The sequence below is a fragment of the Streptomyces sp. NPDC028368 genome, from assembly GCF_055565615.1.
Genome location: NZ_JBVHTY010000002.1, coordinates 760,509 through 786,377, shown reverse-complemented (window position 1 = coordinate 786,377; position 25,869 = coordinate 760,509). Strand labels below are relative to the sequence as shown.

At 70.9% G+C, this 25,869-nt stretch carries 28 protein-coding genes; 11 read left to right on the top strand and 17 right to left on the bottom strand.

Translation table 11 applies throughout. The features are described from left to right. Window positions 1-381 precede the first annotated feature (381 nt). Window positions 382-1,038 carry a DNA-3-methyladenine glycosylase gene (locus ACZ4S3_RS07070; protein ID WP_467927230.1) on the bottom strand — a complete coding sequence of 219 codons (657 nt, stop codon included), beginning with the start codon at window positions 1,036-1,038 and terminating at the stop codon, window positions 382-384. A gap of 183 nt (window positions 1,039-1,221) precedes the next feature. On the opposite strand from ACZ4S3_RS07070, the gene ACZ4S3_RS07065 reads away from it, so the two are divergent. The 3 genes from ACZ4S3_RS07065 to ACZ4S3_RS07055 all read left to right on the top strand — a co-directional run bounded on the left by ACZ4S3_RS07065 (window position 1,222) and on the right by ACZ4S3_RS07055 (window position 3,478). Then, window positions 1,222-2,004, top strand: a complete 783-nt coding sequence (locus tag ACZ4S3_RS07065; RefSeq protein WP_467927228.1) for a sporulation protein — start codon at window positions 1,222-1,224, stop codon at window positions 2,002-2,004. Between the two features lie 43 nt (window positions 2,005-2,047). Beyond that, window positions 2,048-2,587, top strand: a complete 540-nt coding sequence (locus tag ACZ4S3_RS07060; protein WP_467927224.1) for a YbhB/YbcL family Raf kinase inhibitor-like protein — start codon at window positions 2,048-2,050, stop codon at window positions 2,585-2,587. A gap of 387 nt (window positions 2,588-2,974) precedes the next feature. Further along, window positions 2,975-3,478: an HNH endonuclease gene (locus ACZ4S3_RS07055; RefSeq protein ID WP_467927221.1), complete on the top strand. Its 504-nt coding sequence runs from the start codon at window positions 2,975-2,977 to the stop codon at window positions 3,476-3,478. Window positions 3,479-3,514: 36 nt separating this feature from the next. Here ACZ4S3_RS07055 and ACZ4S3_RS07050 read toward each other — a convergent pair whose 3' ends face one another. From ACZ4S3_RS07050 to ACZ4S3_RS07035, 4 genes are all read right to left on the bottom strand, one after another. Then, on the bottom strand, window positions 3,515-4,282 hold the full coding sequence (locus ACZ4S3_RS07050) for a sulfite exporter TauE/SafE family protein (RefSeq protein ID WP_467927218.1): 768 nt from the start codon (window positions 4,280-4,282) through the stop codon (window positions 3,515-3,517). Between the two features lie 87 nt (window positions 4,283-4,369). Then, window positions 4,370-5,305: an SPFH domain-containing protein gene (locus ACZ4S3_RS07045; RefSeq protein ID WP_467927216.1), complete on the bottom strand. Its 936-nt coding sequence runs from the start codon at window positions 5,303-5,305 to the stop codon at window positions 4,370-4,372. 119 nt (window positions 5,306-5,424) lie between these two features. Beyond that, complete coding sequence (locus ACZ4S3_RS07040; protein ID WP_467927385.1) at window positions 5,425-5,835, bottom strand: NfeD family protein; 411 nt, start codon at window positions 5,833-5,835, stop codon at window positions 5,425-5,427. A gap of 148 nt (window positions 5,836-5,983) precedes the next feature. Continuing rightward, window positions 5,984-6,793, bottom strand: a complete 810-nt coding sequence (locus tag ACZ4S3_RS07035; protein ID WP_467927213.1) for an ABC transporter ATP-binding protein — start codon at window positions 6,791-6,793, stop codon at window positions 5,984-5,986. A gap of 90 nt (window positions 6,794-6,883) precedes the next feature. Between ACZ4S3_RS07035 and ACZ4S3_RS07030 the strand changes: the two genes are divergently transcribed. Beyond that, window positions 6,884-7,699, top strand: coding sequence for a hypothetical protein (locus ACZ4S3_RS07030; protein WP_467927210.1), 816 nt, complete (start codon window positions 6,884-6,886; stop codon window positions 7,697-7,699). Window positions 7,700-7,803: 104 nt separating this feature from the next. Here the strand turns inward: ACZ4S3_RS07030 and ACZ4S3_RS07025 are convergent, their stop codons facing one another. From ACZ4S3_RS07025 to ACZ4S3_RS07010, 4 genes are all read right to left on the bottom strand, one after another. Beyond that, a complete protein-coding gene (locus ACZ4S3_RS07025) occupies window positions 7,804-8,049 on the bottom strand; it encodes a chaplin (protein WP_467927207.1) in 246 nt (81 codons plus the stop codon). A 177-nt stretch (window positions 8,050-8,226) separates the two neighbouring features. Next, on the bottom strand, window positions 8,227-8,472 hold the full coding sequence (locus tag ACZ4S3_RS07020) for a chaplin (RefSeq protein WP_467927205.1): 246 nt from the start codon (window positions 8,470-8,472) through the stop codon (window positions 8,227-8,229). Window positions 8,473-8,641: 169 nt separating this feature from the next. Continuing rightward, complete coding sequence (locus tag ACZ4S3_RS07015) at window positions 8,642-9,289, bottom strand: response regulator (RefSeq protein ID WP_467927203.1); 648 nt, start codon at window positions 9,287-9,289, stop codon at window positions 8,642-8,644. Further along, window positions 9,282-10,427 (bottom strand): GAF domain-containing sensor histidine kinase, encoded by a 1,146-nt coding sequence (locus tag ACZ4S3_RS07010; RefSeq protein ID WP_467927200.1) that lies wholly within the window; start codon window positions 10,425-10,427, stop codon window positions 9,282-9,284. Before ACZ4S3_RS07010 ends, ACZ4S3_RS07015 begins: the two co-directional genes overlap by 8 nt. Window positions 10,428-10,617: 190 nt before the next feature. On the opposite strand from ACZ4S3_RS07010, the gene ACZ4S3_RS07005 reads away from it, so the two are divergent. The 4 genes from ACZ4S3_RS07005 to ACZ4S3_RS06990 all read left to right on the top strand — a co-directional run bounded on the left by ACZ4S3_RS07005 (window position 10,618) and on the right by ACZ4S3_RS06990 (window position 14,272). Further along, window positions 10,618-11,355 carry an SDR family NAD(P)-dependent oxidoreductase gene (locus ACZ4S3_RS07005; protein WP_467927196.1) on the top strand — a complete coding sequence of 246 codons (738 nt, stop codon included), beginning with the start codon at window positions 10,618-10,620 and terminating at the stop codon, window positions 11,353-11,355. Next, window positions 11,355-12,467 carry an S-adenosylmethionine:tRNA ribosyltransferase-isomerase gene (locus ACZ4S3_RS07000; RefSeq protein WP_467927380.1) on the top strand — a complete coding sequence of 371 codons (1,113 nt, stop codon included), beginning with the start codon at window positions 11,355-11,357 and terminating at the stop codon, window positions 12,465-12,467. Before ACZ4S3_RS07005 ends, ACZ4S3_RS07000 begins: the two co-directional genes overlap by 1 nt. A 16-nt stretch (window positions 12,468-12,483) precedes the next feature. Beyond that, a complete protein-coding gene (locus ACZ4S3_RS06995; protein ID WP_467927192.1) occupies window positions 12,484-13,185 on the top strand; it encodes a nitroreductase family protein in 702 nt (233 codons plus the stop codon). A 313-nt stretch (window positions 13,186-13,498) separates the two neighbouring features. After that, on the top strand, window positions 13,499-14,272 hold the full coding sequence (locus ACZ4S3_RS06990) for a transglycosylase SLT domain-containing protein (protein WP_467927187.1): 774 nt from the start codon (window positions 13,499-13,501) through the stop codon (window positions 14,270-14,272). A 97-nt stretch (window positions 14,273-14,369) separates the two neighbouring features. Here ACZ4S3_RS06990 and ACZ4S3_RS06985 read toward each other — a convergent pair whose 3' ends face one another. Further along, on the bottom strand, window positions 14,370-16,949 hold the full coding sequence (locus ACZ4S3_RS06985) for an ABC transporter ATP-binding protein/permease (RefSeq protein ID WP_467927182.1): 2,580 nt from the start codon (window positions 16,947-16,949) through the stop codon (window positions 14,370-14,372). Between the two features lie 460 nt (window positions 16,950-17,409). Between ACZ4S3_RS06985 and serB the strand changes: the two genes are divergently transcribed. Continuing rightward, the gene (gene serB, locus ACZ4S3_RS06980; RefSeq protein ID WP_467927179.1) at window positions 17,410-18,657 is read left to right on the top strand and encodes a phosphoserine phosphatase SerB; all 1,248 of its coding nucleotides are present in this window, start codon (window positions 17,410-17,412) and stop codon (window positions 18,655-18,657) included. A gap of 121 nt (window positions 18,658-18,778) precedes the next feature. Here the strand turns inward: serB and ACZ4S3_RS06975 are convergent, their stop codons facing one another. From ACZ4S3_RS06975 to ACZ4S3_RS06960, 4 genes are all read right to left on the bottom strand, one after another. Continuing rightward, window positions 18,779-19,297: a SixA phosphatase family protein gene (locus ACZ4S3_RS06975; protein WP_467927175.1), complete on the bottom strand. Its 519-nt coding sequence runs from the start codon at window positions 19,295-19,297 to the stop codon at window positions 18,779-18,781. Between the two features lie 88 nt (window positions 19,298-19,385). After that, complete coding sequence (locus tag ACZ4S3_RS06970) at window positions 19,386-19,598, bottom strand: hypothetical protein (protein ID WP_467927172.1); 213 nt, start codon at window positions 19,596-19,598, stop codon at window positions 19,386-19,388. Between the two features lie 196 nt (window positions 19,599-19,794). Further along, window positions 19,795-19,911, bottom strand: coding sequence for an SGM_5486 family transporter-associated protein (locus tag ACZ4S3_RS06965; RefSeq protein ID WP_467927168.1), 117 nt, complete (start codon window positions 19,909-19,911; stop codon window positions 19,795-19,797). Between the two features lie 22 nt (window positions 19,912-19,933). Continuing rightward, window positions 19,934-21,262 (bottom strand): CynX/NimT family MFS transporter, encoded by a 1,329-nt coding sequence (locus tag ACZ4S3_RS06960; RefSeq protein ID WP_467927165.1) that lies wholly within the window; start codon window positions 21,260-21,262, stop codon window positions 19,934-19,936. A gap of 190 nt (window positions 21,263-21,452) precedes the next feature. Between ACZ4S3_RS06960 and ACZ4S3_RS06955 the strand changes: the two genes are divergently transcribed. Next, window positions 21,453-22,136, top strand: coding sequence for a FadR/GntR family transcriptional regulator (locus ACZ4S3_RS06955; protein ID WP_467927161.1), 684 nt, complete (start codon window positions 21,453-21,455; stop codon window positions 22,134-22,136). Between the two features lie 25 nt (window positions 22,137-22,161). Here the strand turns inward: ACZ4S3_RS06955 and ACZ4S3_RS06950 are convergent, their stop codons facing one another. The 3 genes from ACZ4S3_RS06950 to fabG all read right to left on the bottom strand — a co-directional run bounded on the left by ACZ4S3_RS06950 (window position 22,162) and on the right by fabG (window position 24,140). Beyond that, on the bottom strand, window positions 22,162-22,506 hold the full coding sequence (locus ACZ4S3_RS06950) for a hypothetical protein (RefSeq protein WP_467927157.1): 345 nt from the start codon (window positions 22,504-22,506) through the stop codon (window positions 22,162-22,164). A gap of 153 nt (window positions 22,507-22,659) precedes the next feature. Continuing rightward, the gene (gene fabI / locus ACZ4S3_RS06945) at window positions 22,660-23,430 is read right to left on the bottom strand and encodes an enoyl-ACP reductase FabI (protein ID WP_393549749.1); all 771 of its coding nucleotides are present in this window, start codon (window positions 23,428-23,430) and stop codon (window positions 22,660-22,662) included. A gap of 5 nt (window positions 23,431-23,435) precedes the next feature. After that, on the bottom strand, window positions 23,436-24,140 hold the full coding sequence (gene fabG, locus ACZ4S3_RS06940) for a 3-oxoacyl-[acyl-carrier-protein] reductase (protein WP_467927152.1): 705 nt from the start codon (window positions 24,138-24,140) through the stop codon (window positions 23,436-23,438). Window positions 24,141-24,301: 161 nt separating this feature from the next. On the opposite strand from fabG, the gene ACZ4S3_RS06935 reads away from it, so the two are divergent. Next, on the top strand, window positions 24,302-25,834 hold the full coding sequence (locus ACZ4S3_RS06935; RefSeq protein WP_467927149.1) for a TldD/PmbA family protein: 1,533 nt from the start codon (window positions 24,302-24,304) through the stop codon (window positions 25,832-25,834). Window positions 25,835-25,869: the final 35 nt, after the last annotated feature.

The window sequence follows — 25,869 nt, the reverse complement described above, 5'->3', positions numbered from 1 at the left end:
TTCGCGTTTCCAACCTTACCAGATCCGCTTCCGTCTCTGGCCCCCTGTTGGAGCGGGGTTGGCCTTCCGGCTTTCGCTTTCCGGCCTTTCCGACTTTATCAGATCCGGGCCTCGCCGTTTCCGGTCGAATTTCGGTTCCGATTTCCCGTCGGAGGGGTTGTTCGCGCCTTTCGGCGTGACAACTACTTTAGCCTCTTTCCATTGCGGCTCATAATCGGGCCGCCGGGATCGATTTTGGCAACGCCAAATACGACCCGTTAGGGAAGCGTTCGTAGTGGTTGGTTGTGCCGCCTGGCGGTCTGCGCAGATAGCGCTGCCCGTCTCCAGCGGCTCGGGCTACGTTAGGCGCTTGTCCGTGGAGAGTCAAGCAGCCCTGGTGGGTCAAGAGGGTGACGTGGTGCGGCGGCGCGGGGTGTGCGGGCGGTACTGGCTGACGGTGCGCTCGTCGGCGATCCAGTAGCGCCAGGGGTGGTCGGCGCCGTCGCCGCCCACGCCGACGCGGGGGCCGTTGCATACCCGGTCGGGGGGCGCGGGGGTGCCGTACAGAACGGAGAGCGGGGCGGTGGGGTCGCCGCCGTGGCAGACGTCGGTGCCGTTCAGGGTGCGGTCGATGTCGAGGGCGGTGGCCAGGCGGGCCGGGCCCTTGGCCAGTTCGTTCGTGTTGCGGGCCTTGGGGCGGCGGGCGGCGGCCAACGGCGTGCCGGTGAGGATTTCGCCGGCGCGCAGGAGGACGCCGCAGGCTTTGCCCTCGGGGCCGCAGACCAGGTTGGCGCTGAACCACATGCCGTAGATGAAGTAGACGTACGCATGGCCGGGCGGGCCGAACATCGCGGCGTTGCGGGCGGTCCGGCCGCGGTAGGCGTGGGAGCCGGGGTCGGTCTCTCCGTCGTAGGCCTCTACCTCTGTCAGGCGGAGTTCGATCGGGCCGTCGGGGGTGTGGCGTACGAGGGTGCGGCCGAGGAGATCGGGGGCGACGTCGAGAACCGGGCGGTCGAAGAAGTCGCGGGAGAGCGGCATACGTTCCGGTACGTCGGTCATGCGCACCGAGGGTAGTGCAGGCATACGGGGGGCGACTGGCCACAGGGGCGTCGGGGTTGGGAAGGTGTGGCTCGCGGAACCGGCCTGCGCCGTTCCGCGTTCGTAGGGATCGAGCCGGGATCGCACCGGCCGAGATCTCGGTGGGTACACAGAACACAGGCGTTCCGCCTGGGGAGGACGAGCATGGGGTTCAAGAAGCTGATGGCGAGCATGGGGGCCGGGGGCGCCAAGGTGGAAACGGTGCTCTTCGAGGAGAACGTTGTCCCCGGCGGCGTCGTGCAGGGTGAGGTGCGGGTCCAGGGCGGATCGGTGGCTCAGGACATCCAGGGGATTTCCGTCGGGCTGCAGGCGGTCGTCGAGGTGGAGACCAGCGACGGCGAATCGAAGCGGAACATCGAGTTCACCAAGCTGCAGGTGGGCGGCGCGTTCCAGGTGCAGGCGGGTGCGGCGCACACGGTGCCGTTCGGGCTGGAGATTCCGTGGGAGACGCCGATCACCAATTTCCTGGGGACGCATCTGCGCGGGATGAGCGTCGGGGTGACGACGGAGCTGGCGATCGCGCGTGCGGTGGACTCCGGTGACCTCGACCCGGTGAACGTCCACCCGCTGCCGGCACAGCAGGCGATTCTCGATGCGTTCGGGCGGCTGGGGTTCCGGTTCAAGGCCGCCGACCTGGAGAAGGGGCACATCCGGGGGACGCGGCAGCGGCTGCCGTTCTACCAGGAGATCGAGTTCCACGCGCCGCAGCAGTACCGCGGGCTGAACCAGGTCGAGCTGTCGTTCGTGGCGGACGACCGGGAGATGGACGTCGTACTGGAGATGGACAAGAAGCCGGGTCTGTTCACCGGTGGGTCGGACTCCTACCGGTCGTTCACGGTGGGGCTGAACGACTACGAGGGGACCGACTGGGCGGGTTACCTCAACCAGTGGCTGGCGGAGGTCGGCGGTAAGCGGAACTGGCTCTAACCTGGCCGGACAGAGTGTCAGCAAACGACCAGGAGGTGTCGAGGTGTCCGAGCTGAAGCGGCGGCCGCTCCCGCACGATTTCCACCCGCCGGTGCCGGAGTTCACGGTGCTGAGCGACGAAGTGGAGCCGGGCGGGACGCTGCGGCCGGAGCAGGTCTTCGCCAACGGAAACCGCTCGCCGCAGCTGCGGTGGGAGGGTGCTCCCGCGGGAACGAAGAGCTACGCCGTCACCTGCTACGACCCCGACGCGCCGACGGGCAGTGGTTTCTGGCACTGGGTGCTGTTCGACATTCCGGCGTCGGTGACGGAGCTGTCGGCCGGCGCCGGAAGCGGTGACCTGAAGGGGCTTCCGGAGGGGGCCGTTCATGCCCGTAATGACTACGGGACGCGGGACTTCGGGGGCGCCGCGCCGCCGCCCGGGGACGGTCCGCACCGCTATGTGTTCACGGTGTACGCGGTGGACCAGGAGAAGCTCGGTCCGGATGCCGATGCCTCGCCCGCGGTGGTGGGGTTCAATCTGCGCTTCCACACTCTCGGGCGGGCTCAGCTGATCGCCGAGTACGAGGTTCCGGCTCGGGGCTGAGGCCCGTAATCCCGTTGCGCCCCGGCGCTTCCCGCACGCACAGTGGTGCCTGGCTGACGGCCTGCAAAGGCCGTCGGGCAGCCGGTACCGCAGTGGCGGGAGCGGCGGGGCGCAGGTGTGTCGCCCCCCGTTCGCCGGAGTCCGCACTTGTGCCGGGCGTCCGCGCCGGCTGCCGTTCGCTCCGGGTCCCGCGTGTTTCACGGGGGCGGGATCCGGAGCGCCCTTTTGCGCGGTGGCCAAGGGTCGCCGGAGCACCTTGTCTTCGTCTTCCGTTTTCCTTTCATTTCCCTTGTGGCGTACGGAAATTGCGTTGTTCGGGGAATACCTGCCACTGCACAGTGGAGCAACTTCGCCGCGGGGGCGAAGCGGGTCCGGGAGGTGGACGGGATGCGCGAGACGCTGGTGCTCAATGCGAGCTTCGAGCCGTTGTCGACGGTGTCGCTGCGGCGTGCGGTGGTGCTGGTAATGCAGGACAAGGCCGTGGTCGAGCACGCGCACCCGGGGCTGCGTATCCGCGCCGCTTCGCTGGATGTGCCGGTGCCGAGGGTGATCAGACTCAGCAGATACGTACGGGTGCCGTTCCGAAGACGTGCGCCATGGTCGCGGCGGGGTGTGCTGGTGCGCGACCAGCACCGGTGTGCGTACTGCGGGCGGCGGGCGACGACCGTGGATCACGTGGTGCCGCGGTCGCACGGCGGCGGAGACACCTGGCTGAATACCGTCGCCTCCTGCGCGGAGGACAATCACCGCAAAGCGGACCGGACGCCCGAGCAGGCGGGGATGCAGCTGCTGCGGCGGCCGTTCGAGCCGACGCCGGCGGATGCACTGATATCGGCGCTCGGGGTGTCCGTACGGGAGGAGCTGCCGGACTGGCTGGCGCTGCCGGCCTGAGGGGGTGAGGCCTGGCCGATCCGTGCTCAACCCGCCTTATTTGAGGGTGAGTTGAACGATGGCGACCAGGCCGACGATGACGATGACCACGCGCATGGCGGTGGGCGGCAGACGGCGGCCCACCGTGGCGCCGATCTGACCGCCGAGGGCGGAGCCGACGGCGATCAGCAGGACAGCGGTCCAGTCGAAGCGGGCGACGAAGAGGAAGAACACGGCCGCGACGCCGTTGACGATGGCGGCGAGGACGTTCTTGAGGGCGTTGAGACGCTGCAGGTCCTCGGTGAGCGTCAGGCCCATCAGGGAGAGGTAGACCACGCCCTGCGCTGCGCCGAAGTAGCCGCCGTAGACGCTGGCGAGCATCAGGCCGATGAACAGGAAAGGGCCGCCGTCGCGCGGTGCGGTGGTGTTGTTGCGGGCGCGCCGGGCGCGGAGGGCGGCGGCGAGTTTCGGCTGGACGATGACGAGGACCAGCGCGACGGCGATCAGTATGGGGACGATCGTGTCGAATGCCGTGGAAGGCAGTGCCAGCAGCAGGATCGCGCCGCCCAGGCCGCCGAGCAGGGCGGCGACGCCGAAGCGGCGGATACGGGAGAACTGACCGGCCAGTTCGCGGCGGTAGCCGATGGCGCCGCTGATCGAACCGGGCACCAGGCCAAGGGTGTTGGAGACGTTGGCCGTGACGGGTGGCAGGCCGATGGCGAGCAGGACCGGGAAGGTGATCAGGGTGCCGGAGCCGACGATGGTGTTGATAGTGCCGGCTCCTATGCCGGCGGCGAGGACTGCGACTGCTTCCCAGATGGACAAGGCCGTCTCCTCACATGATCGGGGTGTGCCTCCCCGCCATGAAGGTCGAGGGGCCACCACTGATCATGCACGAGGGGTGCGGGGCTGTCAGTCGATGGGGGGTGCTTCGCGGTTCGGCGAGCTGGGCTTGGGGATGGAACCGCCGCCGGTCGGATTGAAGTTGCCGAGGGCGCCGCCGAGGCCCTTGAGGGCGTCGCCGATCTCGCTGGGCACGATCCAGAGCTTGTTGGCGTCGCCCTCGGCGATCTTCGGGAGCATCTGGAGGTACTGGTAGGAGAGCAGCTTCTGGTCCGGGTCGCCGGCGTGGATGGACTCGAAAACCACCCGGATCGCCTGGGCCTCGCCCTCGGCGCGCAGCGCGGCGGCCTTCGCCTCGCCCTCGGCGCGCAGGATGGAGGACTGCTTCTCGCCCTCGGCGGTGAGGATCTGGGACTGCCGGACACCTTCGGCCTGGAGGATGGCGGCGCGCTTGTCGCGGTCGGCGCGCATCTGCTTCTCCATCGAGTCCTGGATGGAGGTCGGCGGCTCGATCGCCTTGAGCTCGACGCGGTTGACGCGGATGCCCCACTTGCCGGTGGCCTCGTCGAGGACGCCGCGCAGCGCGGCGTTGATCTCCTCGCGGGAGGTCAGGGTCCGCTCGAGGTCCATGCCGCCGATGATGTTCCGGAGCGTGGTGACGGTGAGCTGCTCGATCGCCTGGATGTAGCTGGCGACCTCGTACGTCGCGGCGCGGGCGTCGGTGACCTGGTAGTAGATGACGGTGTCGATGTTCACGACCAGGTTGTCCTGGGTGATCACCGGCTGCGGGGGGAACGGCACGACCTGTTCGCGCAGGTCGATGCGGTTGCGGATGGAGTCGATGAACGGGACGACGATGTTCAGGCCGGCGTTGAGGGTGCGGGTGTAGCGGCCGAAGCGTTCGACGATGGCGGCGCTGGCCTGGGGGATGACCTGGATCGTCTTGATGAGTGCGATGAACACGAGCACCACCAGGATGATCAGGACGATGATGATCGGTTCCACAGCGGCTCCCGTGCCCTTCGTTGCTGGTCCGTGCCGGCCGTTGTCCGGCTTGGCTGTTGATCAGTCCTTGCCGTTGATCAGTCTTTCAGAGACGTGGTGCCTCGTGCAGTGGGTTCCGGTCAGATGACGACGGCGGTGGCGCCCTCGATCTCCACGACGTCGACCTGCCGGCCCACTTCGTAGACCTGGTCGCCGTCGAGGGCGCGGGCGGACCAGACCTCACCGGCGAGTTTGATGCGTCCGCCGGCGCCGTCGACGCGTTCCAGGACCGTGGCGCTCTTGCCCCGCAAGGCGTCGATTCCGGAGGCGAGTTGGGGGCTCTGGGCGCGGTGGCGGTTGGCGATGGGGCGTACGACGGCGATCAGCGCGACCGATACGGCGGCGAAGACGATGAATTGCGGGACGGCGCCGCCACCGAGCGCGGCGGTGACGGCGCCGGCGACGGCACCGACCGCGAGCATCCCGAATTCGGGCATCGCGGTCACGACGAGAGGAATACCCAGTCCTACGGCGGCGATCAGCCACCACACCCATGGATCCACGGCTTCATGGTAGGTCCGCGGGGCGGCCCGGGACAGGGCGCGATCGGGGCATGCGGGGCCTCAATGGGCCTCCCCCCGGACGGAGTCCGGGGGGAGGCCCATTGAGGGGTGCCGGCCGGGCGACGGGAGGGAGGGCTCAGGTGAGGGGCAGGCCCTGGGCGGTGAAGCGGTCGCCGTTGCGCTCGACGATCAGGGGGAGGCCGAAGCAGTGGGAGAGGTTGCTGGAGGTCAGCTCGAGGTCGAGCGGGCCGGCGGCGAGCACCTTGCCCTGACGGATCATCAGGACGTGGGTGAAGCCCGGGGGGATTTCCTCGACGTGGTGGGTGACCATGATCATCGAGGGGGCGTACGGGTCGCGGGCGAGGCGGCCGAGGCGGCGGACCAGGTCCTCGCGGCCGCCCAGGTCGAGACCGGCGGCGGGCTCGTCCAGCAACAGCAGCTCGGGGTCGGTCATCATCGCGCGGGCGATCAGGGTGCGCTTGCGCTCGCCCTCGGAGAGGGTGCCGAATTTACGGTCGAGGTACTCGGTCATGCCGAGGCGGTCGAGGAAGGCGCGGGCGCGCACTTCGTCGACGTCCTCGTAGTTCTCCTGCCAGGTCGCGGTCATGCCGTACGCGGCGGTGAGCACGGTCTGCAGGACGGTCTGGCTGCGCGGCAGCTTGTCGGCGAGGGCGATACCGGCGATGCCGATGCGCGGGCGCAGGTCGAAGACGTCGACCCGGCCGAGCCGCTCACCGAGGATCGTGGCGGTGCCGGTGCTCGGGAAGAGGTAGCTGGAGGCGACATTCAGCAGGGTGGTCTTGCCGGCGCCGTTGGGGCCGAGGATCACCCAGCGCTCCCCCTCCTTCACCGACCAGGAAACCTGCTCCACCAGAGCCCGTCCTTCGCGGACCACGGATACGTCCACCAGCTCCAGCACATCGCTCATGAGCGCGTTGTCTCCCATTGCTTCTCGGTCGTCTTGTGCGCCTGCAGGCGCATCCCCCCAGCAAACCTACGCCACTCGATGTCAGTGCCGTTCCCTAGGCTGGGGAGCATGCTCGATGAACCTCGATCGGGACGGCTGGCCTCGTGGGGAAATGCCCTTTTGGCCGGACTTGTCTCACCTGATGAAGCCGCGCACCGTATCGCGGACGATGACGCGGTGCACCGCGTGGAGGCCCTGCCCGGGGAGGAGGCGCCGGTCGGACTGACCCTTGCGCTGGGGCGGCTGCGGCGGCTGGGGGCGGTCGGCCTGCGGGTGGCGCTGCCGGTGCCGGGGCATCCGCTGGGGCTGTGCGGCCCGCCGGAATTCAATGCGCGGGCGCTGGATGCCGGGGAGGCGGTGCTCGCCACCGGGGCCGGGCTGGGGCTGGTGCCGGAGATATACGAGGCGGGGCCGGAGGGCGGCTCGGGTCCCGATGTGCATGTGGAGGTGGTCTGGCACTGCCTGCCGGTGCGCGAGGCGCCGCCGGCCGACGTGCCGTCGCTGGGCGAGGCGGAGCGCGAGCTGGCGGAGGCGCTGCGGGACGCGACCGAGGTGCTCTCGAAGCTGGATGTGGCGGGGGCCGGTCCGGTCACCCAGGCCGCGCTGGAGGCGTACCGGGCGCGGGCGGAGGCCGGGCGGCAGGTGCTGGCCCCCGGGTATCCACCGCGTGCGGTACGGGTATTGGAGCTGGCGCAGCGGGTGGGCACGCTGATCGATATCGCGCGGTCGGCGGGCGGGCACGGCCGTGAGCACGGCGCGGCGGTGAGCTCGTCGGAGATCGCGGCGCGTGCCGAGGCGCTGCGGCCGGTGGAGCGTACGGCCCGGCGGGCGCAGGTCGCGGCGTACAACTCCGCGGTGGAGGAGCGGGAGCGGCGCCGGGGGTGAACGGGAAAGGCCCCGCCGGACCGCGGTGCGGTCTGCGGGGCCCTGAGCGAGGAGGCCGCAACGGCCGTGGGCGGCCTGGGGTGTTGAGCCCCAGGCCGGGCGCCTCAGAAGTTCGCGCTGTCGTTACCGAAGGCGGAGTTGAGCAGGCCGACGACGTTGACGCTGTTGCCGGTGGCGTTCACGGGAACGTGCACCGGAGCCTGGACGAGGTTGCCGGAGCCGACGCCGGGGGAGTTCACGGCCTGGCCGTGCGCCTGCGAGCCGTCGGTGGCGAACGCGGTGCCGGCGGCGGCACCGGCGGCGAGACCGGCGGTGGCGAGGACGAGAGCGGCCTTCTTGGCAGTGTTCATGGGAGCGTGTTCCTCACTTGGCGGCTCGGGGCCGCGATGACGGGGCTGTGTGGAGGGGGACCGGCCGCGCGTCCAGGAGTTGGCGGGGCCGGTCCGGCATGGCCCGCGCCGGCCATGGCGTCGCGCGGGTCATGCAGATCGTGCGAGTCCTGCAGATGGTGCGTGGCAGGCCTGCGGTCAGAAGTTGACGCAGTGGTTGCCGAAGACCGGGTTGAGCGCGCCGATGACGGTGGCGGTGTTGCCGCAGGCGTTCACAGGAACGTCGATCGGAGCCTGGACGAGGTTGCCGGAAAGGACACCCGGGGACTTCACCGCGACGCCCTGAGCCTGCGGGCCGGAGTGAGCGGAGGCGACTCCGGCACCCGCGATGGCGAGACCGCCCGCCACCATCGTGATGGCCGCTACTCGCTTGATGTTCTTCACTTCTCTTGCTCCTCGTTGCCGTTGCCGCGGCCAGCCGCCGCGGCTGCACTGGACAACGCCGGGGCACGGGGAGGGATACGCCAAATGGGCTACGTCTACACGACAGTATGAATCTCGGATGGGAAGGCGACGTTCCGCTTCCACGCCGCGATAGAGAGCGGTACGGCGGTCACGCCCCGATCCCGTGCCGGACCGCCCACAGCGCGGCCTGCGTCCGGTCGGCGAGGTCGAGTTTCATCAGGATGTTGGAGACATGGGTCTTGACGGTCTTCTCCGACAGCACCAGCGCGCGGGCGATCTCGCGGTTGGAGCGCCCGTCCGCGATCAGGCCGAGCACCTCGCGCTCCCGCTCGGTCAGTGACGTGCCGCGGCCGTGGCCGTTGTTGCCCTCCTCCTGGGAGAGCAGGGCGCCGGCGACCTCGGGCTGCAGCAGGACGTGTCCCGCGTGTACGGACCGGATGGCGCCGGCCAGCGCCTCGGGGTCGATGTCCTTGTAGACGTAACCCGCCGCGCCGGCCCGCAGCGCGGGGACGACGGTGCGCTGCTCGGTGAAGCTGGTGACGATCAGCACCCGTGCGGGATTGGTGATCTCGCGCAGCTTCCGGAGCGCCTCGATGCCGTCCATGCCGGGCATCTTGACGTCCATCAGGACCACGTCCGGGCGCAGCTGTTCGGCGGCCGCGACGCCCTCGGCGCCGTCGGAGGCCTCCCCCACCACCTCGATGTCGTCCTGGACCTCCAGGAATGTGCGCAGTCCCCGGCGTACGACCTGGTGATCGTCCACCAGCAGTACGCGAATCGGGCCGGTCTCAGCCACCGGGTACCTCCATCTCGACAGCGGTGCCCTTGCCGGGCTCCGACTCCACCCTGAGCTTGCCGCCGACGCCGCCGGCGCGGTCCCGCATCGATACCAGTCCCAGGTGCCGCCCGGCGCGGCGGACCAGGCCCGTGTCGAAGCCCCGGCCGTTGTCGGCCACCCGCAGCAGCGCTCCCTGGCCGCTGCGGGCGAGGGTCACCTCGACATGGCCGGCCCCCGAATGCCGCAGGGCATTGTGCAGCGCCTCCTGGGCGACCCGCAGCAGCGCCTCCTCCTGCGCGGCCGGCAGCGCACGGACGCCCTGGGCCTCGAAGGTGACGCGGGCGGTGTGGGCGCGGTCGAGGACCTGCGCCTGGGAGCGCAGGGTGGCGATCAGGCCGTCCTCGTCCAGGGCCGCGGGGCGCAGCTCGACGACGGCGGCGCGCAGTTCGTCGGCCGCTTCCGCGGCCAGCGCGGCGACCTGGTGGAGCTCGTCCTTGGCGCGGGCCGGGTCGCGGTCGACCAGGGCGGTGGCTGCCTGGGCGGTCAGCCGGAGCGAGAAGAGTTTCTGGGCGACCGCGTCGTGCAGCTCGTGCGCGAGCCGGGCGCGCTCCCCCGCGATGGTCAGCTCGCGGCTGCGCTCATAGAGGCGGGCGTTGGTCAGCGCGATGGCGGCGTGCTGGGCGAGTATGCCGAGCAGGTGCTCGTCGTCCTCGGTGAAGCCGCAGGTGTGGTCGGGCTTGGGGCAGCGCTTGTTGGCGAGGAAGAGGGCTCCGAGGATCTCGTCGCCGTCGGCGACCGGCAGGCCCAGGAAGTCGGACATGTCCGGGTGGGCGGCCGGCCAGCCGCCGAAGCGGGGGTCCTCGCGGACGTCGGCGAGGCGCTCGGGGGTGGCGTTGTGCAGCATCGCGGCGAGGATGCCGTGCTGGCGGGGCAGCGGGCCGATGGCCTTCCACTGCTCGGCGCTGACGCCGTCGACCACGAACTGGGCGAAGCCGCCGTGGTCGTCGGGCACGCCCAGCGCGGCGTACTCGGCATCCAGCAGCTCGCGGGCCGAGGCGACGATGGTCTTGAGGACGTCACGTACCTCGAGATGCCTGCTCATCGCCAGTATCGCGGTGCTCACCGCGGGGATTCCGGCTCCCGGACCGTTGCTCATGGCTTCACCGTACCGGCGGGGTGACCGGCTCGTATCGGTCCCGCGGAGGCGCCCTCCTACGCCTGCGGGCCTAGGCCGAACGCCCCGGCCACGGCCCGCCCGGCGCCCGACGTTTTCGAGGCGGCCGCGTTCCTACCGTGAGGCCGAGGGCGCGGGACTGTCTGCCCGGCCCGGATGAAGGGACGCGATCATGCCGGTGGCAATCATTACGGGAGCATCGAAGGGGCTGGGCCGGGCGCTGGCCGCGGCGCTGGCCGGGCGGGGCTGGGATCTGGTGGTGGACGCCAGGTCGGCCGGGCCGCTGGAGGAGGCGGCGCGGGAGCTGCGGGCGGCCGGGGCGGGGCCGGGGGCGCGGGTGGTGGCGCTTCCCGGGGACGTGGCGGACGGCGGGCACCGGGCGGAGCTGGTGGCCGCGGCGCGCGGGCTGGGCGGGCTCGATCTGCTGGTGAACAACGCGAGCGCGCTGGGTGCCGAGCCGCTGGTGCGGCTGGCGGACCAGCCGCTGGAGGGGCTGCGGGCGGCGCTGGAGGTGAATGTGGTGGCACCGCTGGGACTCGTACAGGAGGCGCTCGAGCTGTTGCGCACCCCTTCGGATTCTTCCCCCTATATAGGGACAGAGGGTGCCGTTCTCACCATCAGCTCGGATGCGGCCGTCGAGGCGTACGAGACCTGGGGTGGTTACGGGGCGACGAAGGCGGCGCTGGACCAGCAGTCGGCGGTGCTGGCGGTGGAGGAGCCGGGGCTGCGGGTGTGGTGGGTGGATCCGGGCGATATGCGGACGGATCTGTATGCGGCGGCCGTGCCGGTCGACGACGGGTCGGGGCGGCCGCTGCCGGAGACCGTGGTGCCCGCGCTGCTGCGGCTGCTGGACGGGCCGGCCGCCAGCGGGCGGTATGTGGCGGCGGAGCTGCTGGACGGTGCCCGGTGATCGCGGATGCGCTGCGGGTCCCGGAGGAGCTGTCGGCCAGGGTGCCGGCCGAGCAGCGGGGGCCGGGGCTGGGCCGGGATGCCGTACGGCTGCTGGTGAGCCGGGGTGCGGAGGAGGTCGGGCATCACGCGTTCGGGGAGCTGCCCCGGCTGCTGGCGGCCGGGGACGTGCTGGTGGTGAACACCTCACGGACGCTGTCGGCGGCGGTGGACGGCCGGATCGGGGACGGGCGGGGGCGCGGCGAGCCGGTGGTGGTGCACTTCTCCACGCGGGCGGACCGGTGGCATCCGGCGGGCCGGGAGGTGGCCGGGTGCTGGTCGGTGGAGCTGCGGAGCCCGGACGGGCGGGGCAGCACCCGGCCGCGGGCGGGCGGCCCCGAGGGCACGGTGGTGCGGCTGCCCGGCGGGGCGCGGCTGGTGCTTCAGGGTCCGCTGGACCCCGGGGGCGTACGGCTGTGGTGGGCGCGGGTGACGGGCGTGGGGGTGCCGGAGCTGATGCGGCGCCACGGGCGGCCGATCCGCTACGGCTATACGGACCGGGACCAGCCGCCGGCCGCGTACCGGACGGTGTTCGCGGTGGACTCCCCCGGCGTCGGCAGCGCGGAGATGCCGAGCGCGGCCCGGCCGTTCACGCCGTCCCTGGTGGCGCGGCTGGTCAGTGCGGGGGTGCAGTTCGCGCCGATCTCGCTGCATACCGGGGTGGCGTCGGCGGAGGCGTTCGAGCCGCCGTATCCGGAGCGGTTCGTGGTGCCGCCGGTCACGGCGTGGCTGGTGAATGCGGCGCGGGCGCGGCGGCGGGCGGGCCGGGGGCGCTCGGGTGGCCGGATCGTGGCGGTGGGGACCACCGCCGTACGGGCCCTGGAGTCGGCCACCGGGACCGACGGGCGGGTGCGGGCGGCGGCCGGCTGGACGGATCTGGTGGTGACCCCGGAGCGCGGGGTGCGGGCGGTGGACGGCCTGCTCACCGGGCTGCACGAGCCGGCGGCCTCGCATCTGCTGATGCTGGAGGCGGTGGCGGACGGGGAGGTGCTGGAGCGGGCGTATGCGGCGGCGGTGGAGCGCCGCTACCTGTGGCATGAATTCGGTGATCTGCATCTTCTGCTGCCCGGGTGAGTTCCAGACTCGGTGTATGTCGCATTCAACGAGGAGCTGGACCCCGACCCATGGGGAGCCGTACCGCCCGGTGCCCTACCGGCCCGAGCGGATGCCCGCCGAGGAGTCGCTGGCGCGCGCCGCCGAGCTGCGGGAGCGGATGGACGGGCGGCGGACGGTACGGCAGTTCGCCGCCGATCCGGTGCCGGAGCAGGTGGTGAAGGACGCGATCGCCTGTGCGGCCACCGCGCCGTCCGGGGCGCATCAGCAGCCGTGGACGTTCGTCCTGGTCAAGGATCCGCAGGTGCGGCGCAGGATCAGGGCGGCGGCGGAGGAAGAGGAGCGCCTCTCGTACGCGGGGCGGCTGGGCCAGGAGTGGCTGGCGGCGCTGCGGCCCCTGGGCACCGACGAGGTCAAGCCGCATCTGACCGATGCGCCGCAGCTGATCGTCGTCTTCCAGCAGCGGTACTGGCTGGGCGCGGACGGGGGCAAGCGCAAGCACTACTACGTGGACGAGTCGGTCGGGATCGCGGTCGGCATGCTGCTGTCGGCGCTGCATCTGTCGGGGCTGGCGGCGCTGGTGCACACCCCGAGCCCGATGGGTTTTCTCCGGGAAGTGCTGGGGCGGCCGGTCAATGAAAAGGCCTTTGCCGTGATTCCGGTGGGGTATCCGGCACCGGAATGCAGAGTGCCCGATTTGACCCGAAAAGCGCTAAATCAAGTCATGGTGGAAGTCTGACGGATACGGGCTGTGCTATTGCAATTACGTCCGGCGAGATAATCCCCTCCGCATTGTGACGCCGCGCATAGGACGCAGGTCACTTACGAGCCGGGGTAGTGGTCCCGTAAAGACGGCGTGAGCTGGGCATTGACCGTCCCCGACGCAATTCGCGTCCCCCCGGTTCCACTACCCCGGGTCGTACGTCACACCTTTGCCGGGTGAATTTCCGGCCGCTAAGAATGGCTCCGTCGTCAGGCGCCGTGGTCACAACCCGGCGAATTTCGCCGCTCATGGCCCTTGCGACGTTCCCCTAGGAGAGGTCAACCCAGCCATGTCTAAGCACGCCATTCCTGGATTCACCCGCCTCACCCGTACCCACAAGCTTTCCGTGGCCGGTGTGGCCACGGCCGGTGCCGCCGCCCTGGTCTTCGCGATCGTCCCGGGCGCCAACGCCGAACAGGGCGCGAGCGCGAGCCAGGCCTCTGCCGCAGAGAACATCAACATCAAGCCGGTCGCCTTCAGCGAGGTCGCCACCGCGGCCAAGACCCAGCAGGCCACCGTCGCCAAGCAGGCCACCGACACCGCCGCCAAGGCCAAGGCCGAGGCCGCCGCCAAGGCCAAGGCCGAGGCCGCCGCCCACAAGGCGGCCGCCGAGAAGGCCGCCAAGGCCAAGGCCGCCGCCGCGGCGAAGGCCAAGGCCGAGAAGGAGCGCCAGGCCAAGGTGGCCGCGAGCCGGTCCAGCGACCGCGCCGCCGCCCCGAAGCCGGCCCCCAAGCCCGTCTACCCGAACAACCTGGACGGCTGGATCCGCGAGTCGCTGCACATCATGGGCCAGAAGGGCATCCCCGGCTCGTACAACGGCATCTACCGGAACATCATCCGGGAGTCGTCCGGCAACCCCAAGGCCATCAACCTCTGGGACATCAACGCCCAGAACGGCATCCCGTCCAAGGGTCTGCTCCAGGTCATCGACCCGACCTTCAAGGCGTACCACGTGGCCGGCACGTCCTGGGACAGCTACGACCCGGTCGCCAACATCACCGCCGCCTGCAACTACGCGGCCGACAAGTACGGCTCGATGGACAACGTGAACTCGGCCTACTGAGCCGGCTTCCCCCACGTCATACCGCCCGAGGGGCGGCACCCGGTGCCGGGTGCCGCCCCTCGGGCGTCTGGCTGCGTACCGCGGTGCGCGGTGACCGCTACTTGCGCATGACCTCCGGCTCGTGGCGGCGCAGCAGGCGGGCCACGGCGAAGGCGAGCGAGACGCCCAGCGCGATCAGGATGATCATGTCCATCACGTAGACACCGGTCTGGTGCTTCCACAGCGGGTCGGGGTTGCCCGGCTCCCACGGCAGCAGCGTGTTCATATCGGCGGTCGCGCCCATCGCGGCGACGGCCCAGCGCGACGGCATCAGCCAGGCGACCTGGGCGACGCCGACGGTGTCGAAGAGCTGGAAGAGCACGCCGGTGAAGACGACCTGGACGATGGCGAACATGACCAGCAGCGGCATGGTCTTCTCGGCGGTCTTGACCAGCGCGGAGATGACCAGGCCGAACATCATCGAGGTGAAGCCCAGCGCGATGATCGCCAGCGTCATCTCGATGGCCGGCTGCTTGGGCACGATCAAGCCCTCGGAGGGCATGTTCCGGGTCCAGAAGCCGATCAGCGCGATGATCACGCCCTGGAAGGCCGTGACCACGCCGAGCACGATCACCTTGGACATCAGATACGCCGACCGCGACAGGCCGGTGGCCCGTTCGCGCTCGTAGATGACCCGCTCCTTGATCAGCTCACGGACGGAGTTGGCGGCGCCGGAGAAGCACATGCCGACCGCGAGGATCAGCATGATCGTGCTGGCGTCGCGGTTCGGCCGGAAGCCTCCCGGTTTCGTCGGCCCGTACCCCAGCCCGTAGTCGCTGGGGATCAGCATCGAGACGATGCCGAGCACCGCGGGCAGGATCACCATCAGGGCCAGGAAGCCGCGGTCGGAGGCGAGCACCGAGACATAGCGCCGCATCAGCGTCCACAGCTGCGAGCCCCAGCTCTGGGACTTCTGCATCCGGGCGGGCGGCGGCTGGACGTTGACCGACTGCGGGGCGACGGCGTCGATGTCCGCGGCATACATCTGGTAGTGCGGGGAGCCGCGCCAGCGGCCCATCCAGTCGTAGTCGCGGTAGTTCTCGAACGCCGAGAAGACATCCGCCCAGGTGTCGTACTGGAAGAAGTTCAGCGCCTCCTCGGGCGGGCCGAAGTAGGCCACGCCGCCGCCCGGGGCCATCACCAGCAGCTTGTCGCAGATGCCGAGTTCGGCCACCGAGTGGGTGACGACCAGGACGGTACGGCCGTCGTCCGCCAGGCCGCGCAGCAGCTGCATGACATCGCGGTCCATGCCCGGGTCGAGGCCGGAGGTCGGCTCGTCCAGGAAGATCAGCGACGGCTTGGTCAGCAGCTCCAGGGCCACCGACACGCGCTTGCGCTGGCCTCCGGAGAGCGAGGTGACCTTCTTCTCCTTGTGCACATGGAGCTTGAGCTCGTGCAGGACCTCGTCGATCCGGGCCTCGCGCTCGGCCTCGGCGGTGTCACCGGGGAAGCGGAGCTTGGCGGCGTAGCGCAGCGCCTTCTGGACCGTCAGCTCCTTGTGCAGGATGTCGTCCTGCGGGACCAGACCGATGCGCTGGCGCAGCTCGGCGAACTGCTTGTAGAGGTTCCGGTTGTCGTAGAGGACATCGCCCTGGTTGGCGGGGCGGTAGCCGGTCAGCGCCTTGAGCAGGGTCGACTTGCCGGAGCCGGACGGGCCGATGACGGCGATCAGCGACTTCTCCGGGACGCCGAAGGAGACGTCCTTGAGGATCTGCTTGCCGCCGTCGACGGTGACGGTCAGGTGGCGGGCCGAGAAGGAGACCTCGCCGGTGTCGACGAACTCCTCCAGGCGGTCGCCGACCAGCCGGAAGGTGGAGTGGCCGACGCCGATGATGTCGTTCGGGCCGACGGGGGCCTTGCCGGACTTGGGGACCGGCTGGCCGTTGATGTACGTGCCGTTGTGGCTGCCGAGGTCGTGGATCTCGAAGCGGCCGTCGGGGGTGGCCCGGAACTCGGCGTGGTGGCGGGAGACCTGGAGGTCGGAGACGACCAGCTCGTTCTCCAGCGCACGGCCGATGCGCATCACCCGGCCCTGGTCCAGGCGGTGGAAGGTGGTCGGGCTGCGGTCGCCCTGGGCCTGCGGCGCCGGGCCGCCCGCCTTCTGGGCGGGGCGCTCCTGGGGGCCGGGCTGCTGCGGGGGCATGCCCTGCTGGGGCTGCTGGGCCTGCTGGGGCGGGATGTACGGCGGCTGCTGGGCCTGCGGCGGCGCCTGCCAGCCCTGCTGGGCGGGCGGCTGCTGCCGGCCGGGCGGCTGGTGCGCGGCCGGTGCCTGCCAGCCCTGCTGCTGCGGCGCCATCGATGGCTGCGCGCCGACGGCGCCTGCGGCCGGCGCGGCGGCGGCCGAGAGGCTGATCCGCGGGCCGTCGGTCGCGTTGCCCAGGTGCACGGCCGAGCCGGGGCCGATCTCCATCTGGTGGATCCGCTGGCCCTGGACATAGGTGCCGTTGGTGCTGCCCTGGTCTTCGATGATCCAGCTGCGGCCGGCCCACCGTACGGTGGCGTGCCGCCAGGAGACCCTGGCGTCGTCGAGCACCATGTCGCCCTGCGGATCACGTCCCACGTTGTAGGACCGGGACGGATCGAGCGTCCAGGTCCTGCCGTTCAATTCGAGTACGAGTTCAGGCACTCCATGCCCCATTACATAGTCCCCCGAGTAACGCCCTGGATGGGAAGTCAGGGATGGCGAATCATCGTGAGGAACTATTTCAGGCTCGGCCCGCCGACCGGAAACCGGGAGGGGAGCGGGGTGCACCGGCCCGCCGGCGGCACCCGGCGATGCCTCCCCGAGGGCCGGAAGGGCCCGAAGATGCCCGGGGATCGTCGCATTACGCGTGTTCCGGACGGCTCTGCGCCTCGCCCTTGCGCGGAACATCGGGCGAAATGGCCCCATCAACAGGGGAGTTGAGGTTGCGCCTCACTCTTCCGGGGCACCGCCACGGGGCGGGCCGGACACGAGTCGATAACGATCGGCGTCGCTCCGGGCCCTGGGCGCGCCGGGATGCGACGCGGTCGCCGAACGCGGCAGTCGGGCGGACGCGCGGTCCGAAGCACGGACACCTGTACGGCCGCTCCCGGCCGCCGGTTACCGTAAAGGCACCATGAGCGCATCGCAGATCTCACCTGCCGCCGCCGTACCGGGCGATGACGTACCGACCCTCCTCGTGAAGATCTTCGGGAAGGACCGGCCCGGCATCACCGCGGGTCTCTTCGACACCCTCGCCGCCTACTCCGTCGATGTCGTGGACATCGAGCAGGTGGTGACCCGGGGCCGGATCACGCTGTGTGCGCTGGTCACCGCCCCCTCCCCCGGCCGGGACACCAGCGGCTCGTCCGAGGGCGATCTGCGGGCCACCGTGCACAGCTGGGCCGAGTCGCTGCACCTCCAGGCGGAGATCATCTCCGGCCGGGGCGACAACCGCCCGCGTGGCGTCGGCCGCTCGCATGTGACGGTGCTGGGCCACCCGCTCACCGCGGAGTCGACCGCCGCCATCGCCGCCGCCATAACGTCCTCGGGCGGCAACATCGACCGTATTTTCCGGCTTGCGAAGTATCCGGTGACGGCCGTCGAATTCGCGGTGTCCGGTGCGGCGACGGACGCACTGCGCTCGGTGCTGGCCCCCGAGGCCGCGCAGCTCGGCGTGGATGTCGCGGTGGTCGCGGCGGGTCTGCAGCGCAGGGCGCAGCGGCTGGTCGTGATGGACGTGGACTCCACGCTCATCCAGGACGAGGTCATCGAGCTGTTCGCGGCGCACGCCGGGTGCGAGGCCGAGGTCGCCGCGGTGACCGCCGCGGCGATGCGCGGTGAGCTGGACTTCGAGCAGTCGCTGCACGCCCGGGTCGAGCTGCTCGCCGGGCTGGACGCCTCCGTGGTCGAGACCGTGCGCAAGGAGGTACGGCTCACCCCCGGGGCCCGTACCCTCGTGCGGACCCTCAAGCGGCTCGGCTATCAAGTCGGCGTCGTATCGGGCGGTTTCACGCAGGTCACCGACGCGCTCAAGGAGGAGCTGGGGCTGGACTTCGCCGCCGCCAACACCCTGGAGATCGCGAACGGCAAGTTCACCGGCAGGGTGACCGGCGACATCGTGGACCGGGCCGGGAAGGCACGGCTGCTGCGCAGCTTCGCGCAGCAGGCCGGGGTGCCGCTGGACCAGACCGTCGCGATCGGCGACGGCGCCAATGACCTGGACATGCTCAATACGGCCGGGCTCGGGGTCGCCTTCAATGCCAAGCCGGTGGTGCGGGAGGCGGCGCACACCGCGGTGAATGTGCCGTTCCTGGACACCGTGCTGTATCTGCTGGGGGTCAGCCGCGAAGAGGTCGAGGCGGCCGATACGCACGCCGAGTGAGGCACCTGCGACACCTGCGAGAAGGGCCCCGGCGGTGTGCCGGGGCCCTTCTTCGGTGTGTGCGCGGTGCTGCGGCAGTACACGGTGACGGCCGGGGCCGGTCAGCGGCGGCGGCCGTGGCTCACTCGTGCGGCGGCAGGTAGGCGATGAGGCGGCCGACGCCGTGCTCGACGGACTTCCAGGAGCCGCTGAACTCGATCACGGCCATCGCCGCGGTCGGGAAGCCGGTGCGGTTCATCCGGGGCAGGAGATCGCCCTCCGCCTCGCCCGTGAGCGCGTCGGCGAGGGCGTGCATCCCCGGGTTGTGGCCGACGAGCATCAGGGAGTCCACATCGTCGGAGGTCTCGTTCAGCAGCGCGATGAGCTCGCCGAGGGAGGCTTCGTAGAGCCGCTCCTCGTACACGGTCTTGGGCCGCTGGGGGAGCTCGTGGACGAAGAGCTTCCAGGTCTCGCGGGTACGGGCGGCGGTCGAGCACAGGGTCAGATCGGGGGTGATCCCGAATCCGGCCAGCCGGCGGCCGGCGGCCGGCGCATCCATACGGCCGCGGTCGGCGAGCGGGCGCTCATGGTCGCTGGCATCCGACCATTCGGCCTTTGCGTGTCGGAGGAGGACAATCCGGCGAGGTGTATCGGCGCTCATGCGTCCCAGCTTCGCACGAAAGGCAGCACGGGGCGCGGGGTGTTGAGGGGCTGCCCTCCGGTGGGTGACGACGGGCTCCTGAAGATCATCACGAACCCACGCCGACCAGCCCGGCAAGGATGCCCAGCAGCGCGGCCAGGCCGTTTCGCGAGGCGTCGGCCGCGCTCGCCGGGGACGGGCTCGATATGAGCGCCAGCAGGGCGACGAAGGAGATCACCGACAGGGCCGGCGCCCACCACGGCAGTCCTCTGCGCAGACCGGGAGCCCTGACGGCGGGCGGCCTGCGGAACGCGGCGGACATGGCGATCGCCTCCGTGGCGGATCGAAGGGCTGCGCGGCCGCGGTCCGCGGCGCGCCCACCGCGGCGGGCGGTGTGCTTCGACGCTACGGATCTTTGGCGCCCGTTCCTATCCGGGAAGCCACCCACTCAACCCTGATGCGGACCCCCTAGGGGATGGTGGGGTTCCCCCCACCCGCACCGGGCCGGCCGGGGCCCGTCATGGCGCCGCGATACTCGCGATGATCGCGATCAGGACGGTCAGGCCCAGCATGGCGCCCAGGACGAGGAGCAGCTTCTTCTGGCCGCCCTGCGGGTTCGGTTCGAGCACTGGCATGCGCCCAGTGTCGCACTCGCCCCTAGTCCTCGATGCGGCGGTCCCGGCCTGCCAGCACCCCCGCGACCATCTGCGGCACCATCAGCCCGGCCATCATCGCGATCGGCAGGCCCCAGCTGCCGCTGTGGTCGTAGAGCGTGCCGACCAGCTGCGGCCAGGGGATGGAGATCAGGTAGCCGACGCTCTGCGCGAAGGCCGACAGTCTGGCCACGCCCGCCGAGCTGGACGAGCGCATCCCGATCATCGTCAGAGCCAGCGGGAACGAGCAGTTGGCGATGCCCATCAGGACGGCCCAGGCCCAGGCGCCGGCCGCCGGGGCCAGCCACAGTCCGGTGTAGCCGGCCAGGCCGCAGGCGGCGAGGCCGACCGCGAGCGGCCCCTGGTGGCGCATCCGGGAGGCCAGCCGCGGCAGGACGAACGAGAGCGGCACGCCCATCGCCATGGTGACGGCGAGCAGCACGCCCGAGGTGGCCGCCGAGACCCCGGCGTCGCGGAAGATCTGCGGCATCCAGCCCATCGTCACGTAGGCGGCGGTGGCCTGCAGGCCGAAGAAGACGGCGAGCGCCCAGGCGGTGGGCGACGAGGTGATCCGTGCCGGGGGCCGGGCGGCGGGCGCCGCGCCGTCGGTGGCCGGTCCCGCGGCGGCGCCGCGCCGGCCGACGACCGCGAGCCAGGGCAGTACGGCGACGACGGCGAGCGCCGCCCATACCGACAGGCCGGTCTGCCAACTGCCGCCCAGCGCGGAGGTCATGGGGACGGTGAGCGCGGCGGCGAGCGAGGTGCCCAGGGCCAGCGCCATGGAGTACAGGCCGGTCATCGGGCCGACCCGGTCCGGGAACCAGTTCTTGATGACGACCGGCAGCAGGACGTTGCTGACCGCGATACCGGCCAGGGCCAGCGCGCTGGCGGCGAGAAAGCCGCCGGTGCCCCCGGTGAACGGCCGCAGGGCGACGCCGGCGGCTATCGCGGCCATACCTCCGCAGACGATGGCACCGGGACCGAAACGCCTGGCCAGAAGGGGTGCCGTCAGGCCGAAGACGGCGAAGCAGATGGACGGTACGGACGTCAGCAGACCGGCGACGCTGGCGCTCATCCCCAGGCCCGCGCGGACCTCCTCCATCAGCGGGCCGAGGCTGGTGATGGCGGGGCGGAGGTTGAGCGCGGCGAGGACGAGCCCGGCGGTCACGATCCAGGACAGCGGGCGCGCGGCGAGCGGGGCCGCCGGGGCGCCGCCGGGAGGCGCTTTCCCGGCCGTCGGCCGCGGGCTCCCGCGGTCGCCTGCGGGCTGCGGGGCGGAGGTCGCCGGGGGCTCGGCCGCCGGGCCGAGGGTTGCGAGGTCTTCATCTGCCATGGGCGACATCATAGAATCATGGGATGATTGGTTGTCCACCCGTTACGGCCGCGGTGACGAGCACCACGGCGGCTGCGGTCATGACCGCGGTGAGGGATAGCCTCTGCCGTCGCGGACGGCGCCACGGGCCGCAAGGACCCGCCGGCGTCCGCACCGCCGTCCGTCCGCCCCTCCCCTCCGGAGCACCGTCATGCCTTTGACCTCGCCCCGCCGGTCCGCGCTGGCCGACCAGGTGATCGCGCAGCTGCGTACCCAGATCACCTCCGGCGAGTGGCCGGTGGGCTCCCGTATCCCGACCGAACCGGAGCTCGTCGAGGAGCTCGGGGTGGCCCGTAACACCGTCCGCGAGGCCGTAAGGGCGCTGGCGCACAACGGCCTGCTCGACATCCGGCAGGGCTCGGGCACCTACGTGGTCGCCACCAGCGAGCTGGCCGGGGTGATGAACCGCCGCTTCGCGGACGCCGACCCCCGGCATGTCGCCGAACTGCGCAGCGCCCTGGAGGCGGAGGCCGCCCGGCTGGCCGCGCTGCGCCGTACCCCGCAGGATCTGCGGCAGCTCGACACGCTGCTTCAGCGGCGCGAGGCAGCCTGGGAGTCCGGGGCGGCCGAGGCGTTCGTGGAGGCGGACGCGACTCTGCACATGGCGGTGGTGGCGGCCTCGCACAACGAGGTGCTCGCCGAGATCTACGCCGACCTCGGGGGCGTGCTGCGCGACTTCCTGCGGGCGGATGTCGGCGCGGTGCTGCGGCCCGAGGCATATATGGACCATGCGCGCCTGGTGGAGGCGATCCGTGCGGGTGACGCCGGCCTGGCCGCCTCAGAGGCGGGTGCGCACTCCTTCGGCTGCCGGTTCCCCGCCCTCGAGCGCGGCTGATCCCCCGGAGGCCCCAGGGCGCGCCCTACGGCTCCTGGCTGACCCAGAGGTCCTGGATCTCCTGCCAGCAGCGCCCGGCGACGGTGATCTGCCCGGCGGGGCCGACCGCCACCGCGCGGGTGTCCACATCCGGGTCGTACCAGCGCTTGCACTCGATGTGCAGCCGCACCCGGCTGATGGTGCCGTTGGGGTTGAAACAGCGGGCGGTGCCGGTGCTGCCCACGACGGCGGTGGCGCACCGGGCGCGCGGTATGTCCCGCGGATCGTCGGCGGGGGCGGGCGGCACGGCCCGTGCGGCCGATGCGGTGGCGCCCAGAAAGGCGGTCAGGGCGATCATCAGGGCTGCCGTACGGCGGCGGGATGCGGGCACGCCGAACCTCCCCACACTGCACCGGGAACGCGGTACCGGGCAGATCCCGGACACCTCGTCCAGTGTGTGGCGAGCGCCGCCGCTTCTCGACTCGAAAACGCGTTCTGCCCGCCCCGGCGGACCGGGACGGGCAGTGGGGATGCGCTGTGGACGTCAGGCGCCCATCATGTGCACGCCGCCGTCGACATGCACGATCTCACCGGTCGTCCGCGGGAAGAAGTCGGACAGCATGCCGACGACACCACGGCCGGCCGGCTCCGGGTCGGCCAGGTCCCAGCCGATCGGGGCGCGGTGGTTCCACACGTCCGCCAGCTCCTCGAAGCCGGGGATGGACTTGGCGGCCATCGACTTGATGGGGCCGGCCGAGACCAGGTTGCAGCGGATGCCCTTGGGGCCCAGGTCGCGCGCCAGGTAGCGGTTGGTGGACTCCAGCGCCGCCTTGGCCACGCCCATCCAGTCGTACTTCGGCCAGGCGATCTGCGCGTCGAAGGTGAGACCGACGACCGCGCCGCCGTGCTCCATCAGCGGCAGCAGGGCCATCGTCAGCGACTTGTACGAGTACGCCGAGACCTGGACCGCCGTGCCGACGTCCTCCCAGCTCGCCTCCAGGAAGTTGAAGGCACCCTGGGGGCCGAAGGCGATGGAGTGCACGATGCCGTCGATACGGGCGTCCTCGCCCTGGTGCTCGCGGATCTTGTCGGCGAGACCGTCCAGGTGCTCCTGGTTGGTGACGTCCAGCTCGATGACCGGGGCGGGCTTGGGCAGCCGCTTGGCGATCCGCTCGACGAGAGAGAGCCGGCCGAAGCCGGTGAGGATGACCTCGGCGCCCTCGTTCTGGGCGACCTTGGCCGCCTGGAACGCGATCGACGACTCGGTCAGCACACCCGTGACGAGAATGCGCTTGCCTGCAAGGATTCCGCTCATGCTGATCAGTGACCCATGCCCAATCCGCCGTCGACAGGAATGACGGCTCCGGTGATGTACGCGGCCTCGTCCGAGGCCAGGAAGCGGACCGAGGCGGCGATCTCCTCGGGCTGCGCATAGCGCGCGAGCGGTACCTGCTTCATGATGTTCTCCCGCTGCTCGTCGCTGAGCGAGCGGGTCATGTCGGTGTCGACGAAGCCGGGGGCGACGACGTTGACGGTGATGTTGCGGCTGCCCAGCTCCCGGGCGAGCGAGCGGGCGAAGCCCACCAGGCCGGCCTTCGAGGCGGCGTAGTTCGCCTGCCCCGGGCCGCCCATCAGGCCGACCACCGAGGAGATCAGCACGATCCGGCCCTTACGGGCCCGCAGCATCGCGCGGTTGGCTCGCTTGACCACCCGGAACGTGCCGGTGAGGTTGGTCTCGATGACCGAGGTGAAGTCCTCCTCGGACATCCGCATCAGCAACTGGTCGCGGGTGACGCCGGCGTTGGCCACCAGCACCTCGACCGCGCCCTGCTTCTCCTCGATCTCCTTGTACGCCTGCTCGACCTGCTCGCTGTCCGTGATGTCACACTTCACGGCCAAAAATCCCGCAGGGGGCTCGCCCGAGCGGTAGGTGATGGCGACCTTGTCGCCTGCCTCGGCGAAGGCTCGGGCAATGGCAAGGCCAATGCCGCGGTTGCCTCCGGTGACCAGAACCGAGCGGCTCAAGAGATCACCCTTTCCGTTTCCTGTCCGTCCTGAGTTCGCTACGAAACTATCGGTCACAAGGGCCTTCCGTGGAATCGAGCCCGGACAGGGGCACGCGCCGGTCACTGTCGGGTCTCCACAGAAGCAGGGCATGATCTAGGCGCCGACCACGGGAGGACGATGTGCCTGCTGCACCCCATGCCCTTGATGAGACCTTCCTCGCGCTGCCCCTGCGCGCGCTGGCCGACGCGGCGCTGGCACGGGCCCGCGCACTGGGAGCCGAACACGCCGACTTCCGCCTGGAACGGGTCCGCAGCGCGGCCTGGCGGCTGCGGGACGCCCGTACCTCGGGGACCTCGGACACCACCGACCTCGGCTACGCGGTGCGGGTGGTGCACGGCGGCGCCTGGGGGTTCGCGTCCGGGGTGGACCTGACGATGGACGCGGCGGCGCGGGTGGCGTCGCAGGCCGTGGCGATGGCCAAGCTGTCGGCCAAGGTGATCGAGTCCGCCGGGTCCGAGGAAACGGTGGAGCTGGCCGCCGAGCCCGCGTATCCGGACCGGACGTGGATCTCCTCGTACGAGATCAACCCCTTCGACGTCCCGGACGCGGACAAGACCGGGCTGCTGGCCGAGTGGAGCGCGCGGCTGCTGGCGGCGCCCGGGGTGGCGCATGCGGATGCCTCGCTGCTGACCGTCCAGGAGAACAAGTTCTACGCGGACACCGCGGGCACCAGCACCACCCAGCAGCGGGTTCGGCTGCATCCCCAGCTGACCGCGGTCGCGGTGGACGGGGCGAGCGGCGAGTTCGACTCGATGCGCACCCTCGCCCCGCCGGTGGGCCGCGGCTGGGAGTACCTGACCGGCGGCGGCTACGACTGGGACGGCGAGCTGGCGCGCATCCCGGAGTACCTCGCGGAGAAGATGCGCGCGCCGAGCGTCGAGCCGGGTGCGTACGACCTGGTGGTGGACCCGTCGAACCTCTGGCTGACCATCCACGAGTCGATCGGGCACGCGACCGAGCTGGACCGGGCGCTGGGCTACGAGGCGGCGTACGCGGGCACCTCGTTCGCCACCTTCGACCAGCTGGGGAAGCTGGCGTACGGCTCCGGGATCATGAATGTGACGGGCGACCGGACCGCCGAGCACGGGCTGGCGACGATCGGCTACGACGACGAAGGGGTGGCCGCGCAGTCCTGGGACCTGGTCAGGGACGGGACTCTGGTCGGCTATCAACTCGACCGCCGAATCGCCAGGTTGACGGGATTCGCGCGCTCCAACGGCTGCGCGTTCGCGGACTCGCCGGGCCATGTGCCGGTGCAGCGGATGGCGAACGTCTCGCTGCAGCCGGCGCCGGACGGCCCGTCCACCGAGGAGCTCATCGGGGGCGTGGAACGCGGCATTTACGTCGTCGGGGACCGCTCCTGGTCGATCGATATGCAGCGATACAATTTTCAGTTCACCGGACAGCGCTTCTTCCGGATCGAGAACGGGCGGCTGGCCGGCCAGCTGCGCGATGTCGCCTATCAGGCGACCACCACCGACTTCTGGGGCTCGATGCGTGCGGTCGGCGGTCCTCGGACCTACGTCCTGGGCGGCGCCTTCAACTGCGGCAAGGCGCAGCCGGGCCAGATCGCGGCGGTGTCGCACGGCTGCCCCTCCGCCCTGTTCGAGGGCGTGAACATTCTCAACACGACGCAGGAGGCGGGTCGATGAGCGCGCACCACGGATTCGGCCGGGGGTCCGGGGGT

What these genes read in the sequence shown, in the direction of transcription:
- ACZ4S3_RS07070 (WP_467927230.1), bottom strand. Translation starts at nt 1,038, where the DNA reads ATGACCGACGTACCGGAACGTATGCCGCTCTCCCGCGACTTCTTCGAC.
- ACZ4S3_RS07065 (WP_467927228.1), top strand. Translation starts at nt 1,222, where the DNA reads ATGGGGTTCAAGAAGCTGATGGCGAGCATGGGGGCCGGGGGCGCCAAG.
- ACZ4S3_RS07055 (WP_467927221.1), top strand. Translation starts at nt 2,975, where the DNA reads ATGCGCGAGACGCTGGTGCTCAATGCGAGCTTCGAGCCGTTGTCGACG.
- ACZ4S3_RS07035 (WP_467927213.1), bottom strand. Translation starts at nt 6,793, where the DNA reads ATGGGAGACAACGCGCTCATGAGCGATGTGCTGGAGCTGGTGGACGTA.
- ACZ4S3_RS07030 (WP_467927210.1), top strand. Translation starts at nt 6,884, where the DNA reads ATGCTCGATGAACCTCGATCGGGACGGCTGGCCTCGTGGGGAAATGCC.
- ACZ4S3_RS07025 (WP_467927207.1), bottom strand. Translation starts at nt 8,049, where the DNA reads ATGAACACTGCCAAGAAGGCCGCTCTCGTCCTCGCCACCGCCGGTCTC.
- ACZ4S3_RS07010 (WP_467927200.1), bottom strand. Translation starts at nt 10,427, where the DNA reads ATGAGCAACGGTCCGGGAGCCGGAATCCCCGCGGTGAGCACCGCGATA.
- ACZ4S3_RS07005 (WP_467927196.1), top strand. Translation starts at nt 10,618, where the DNA reads ATGCCGGTGGCAATCATTACGGGAGCATCGAAGGGGCTGGGCCGGGCG.
- ACZ4S3_RS06995 (WP_467927192.1), top strand. Translation starts at nt 12,484, where the DNA reads ATGTCGCATTCAACGAGGAGCTGGACCCCGACCCATGGGGAGCCGTAC.
- ACZ4S3_RS06990 (WP_467927187.1), top strand. Translation starts at nt 13,499, where the DNA reads ATGTCTAAGCACGCCATTCCTGGATTCACCCGCCTCACCCGTACCCAC.
- ACZ4S3_RS06985 (WP_467927182.1), bottom strand. Translation starts at nt 16,949, where the DNA reads ATGGGGCATGGAGTGCCTGAACTCGTACTCGAATTGAACGGCAGGACC.
- serB (WP_467927179.1), top strand. Translation starts at nt 17,410, where the DNA reads ATGAGCGCATCGCAGATCTCACCTGCCGCCGCCGTACCGGGCGATGAC.
- ACZ4S3_RS06975 (WP_467927175.1), bottom strand. Translation starts at nt 19,297, where the DNA reads ATGAGCGCCGATACACCTCGCCGGATTGTCCTCCTCCGACACGCAAAG.
- ACZ4S3_RS06970 (WP_467927172.1), bottom strand. Translation starts at nt 19,598, where the DNA reads ATGTCCGCCGCGTTCCGCAGGCCGCCCGCCGTCAGGGCTCCCGGTCTG.
- ACZ4S3_RS06965 (WP_467927168.1), bottom strand. Translation starts at nt 19,911, where the DNA reads ATGCCAGTGCTCGAACCGAACCCGCAGGGCGGCCAGAAGAAGCTGCTC.
- ACZ4S3_RS06960 (WP_467927165.1), bottom strand. Translation starts at nt 21,262, where the DNA reads ATGGCAGATGAAGACCTCGCAACCCTCGGCCCGGCGGCCGAGCCCCCG.
- ACZ4S3_RS06955 (WP_467927161.1), top strand. Translation starts at nt 21,453, where the DNA reads ATGCCTTTGACCTCGCCCCGCCGGTCCGCGCTGGCCGACCAGGTGATC.
- fabI (WP_393549749.1), bottom strand. Translation starts at nt 23,430, where the DNA reads ATGAGCGGAATCCTTGCAGGCAAGCGCATTCTCGTCACGGGTGTGCTG.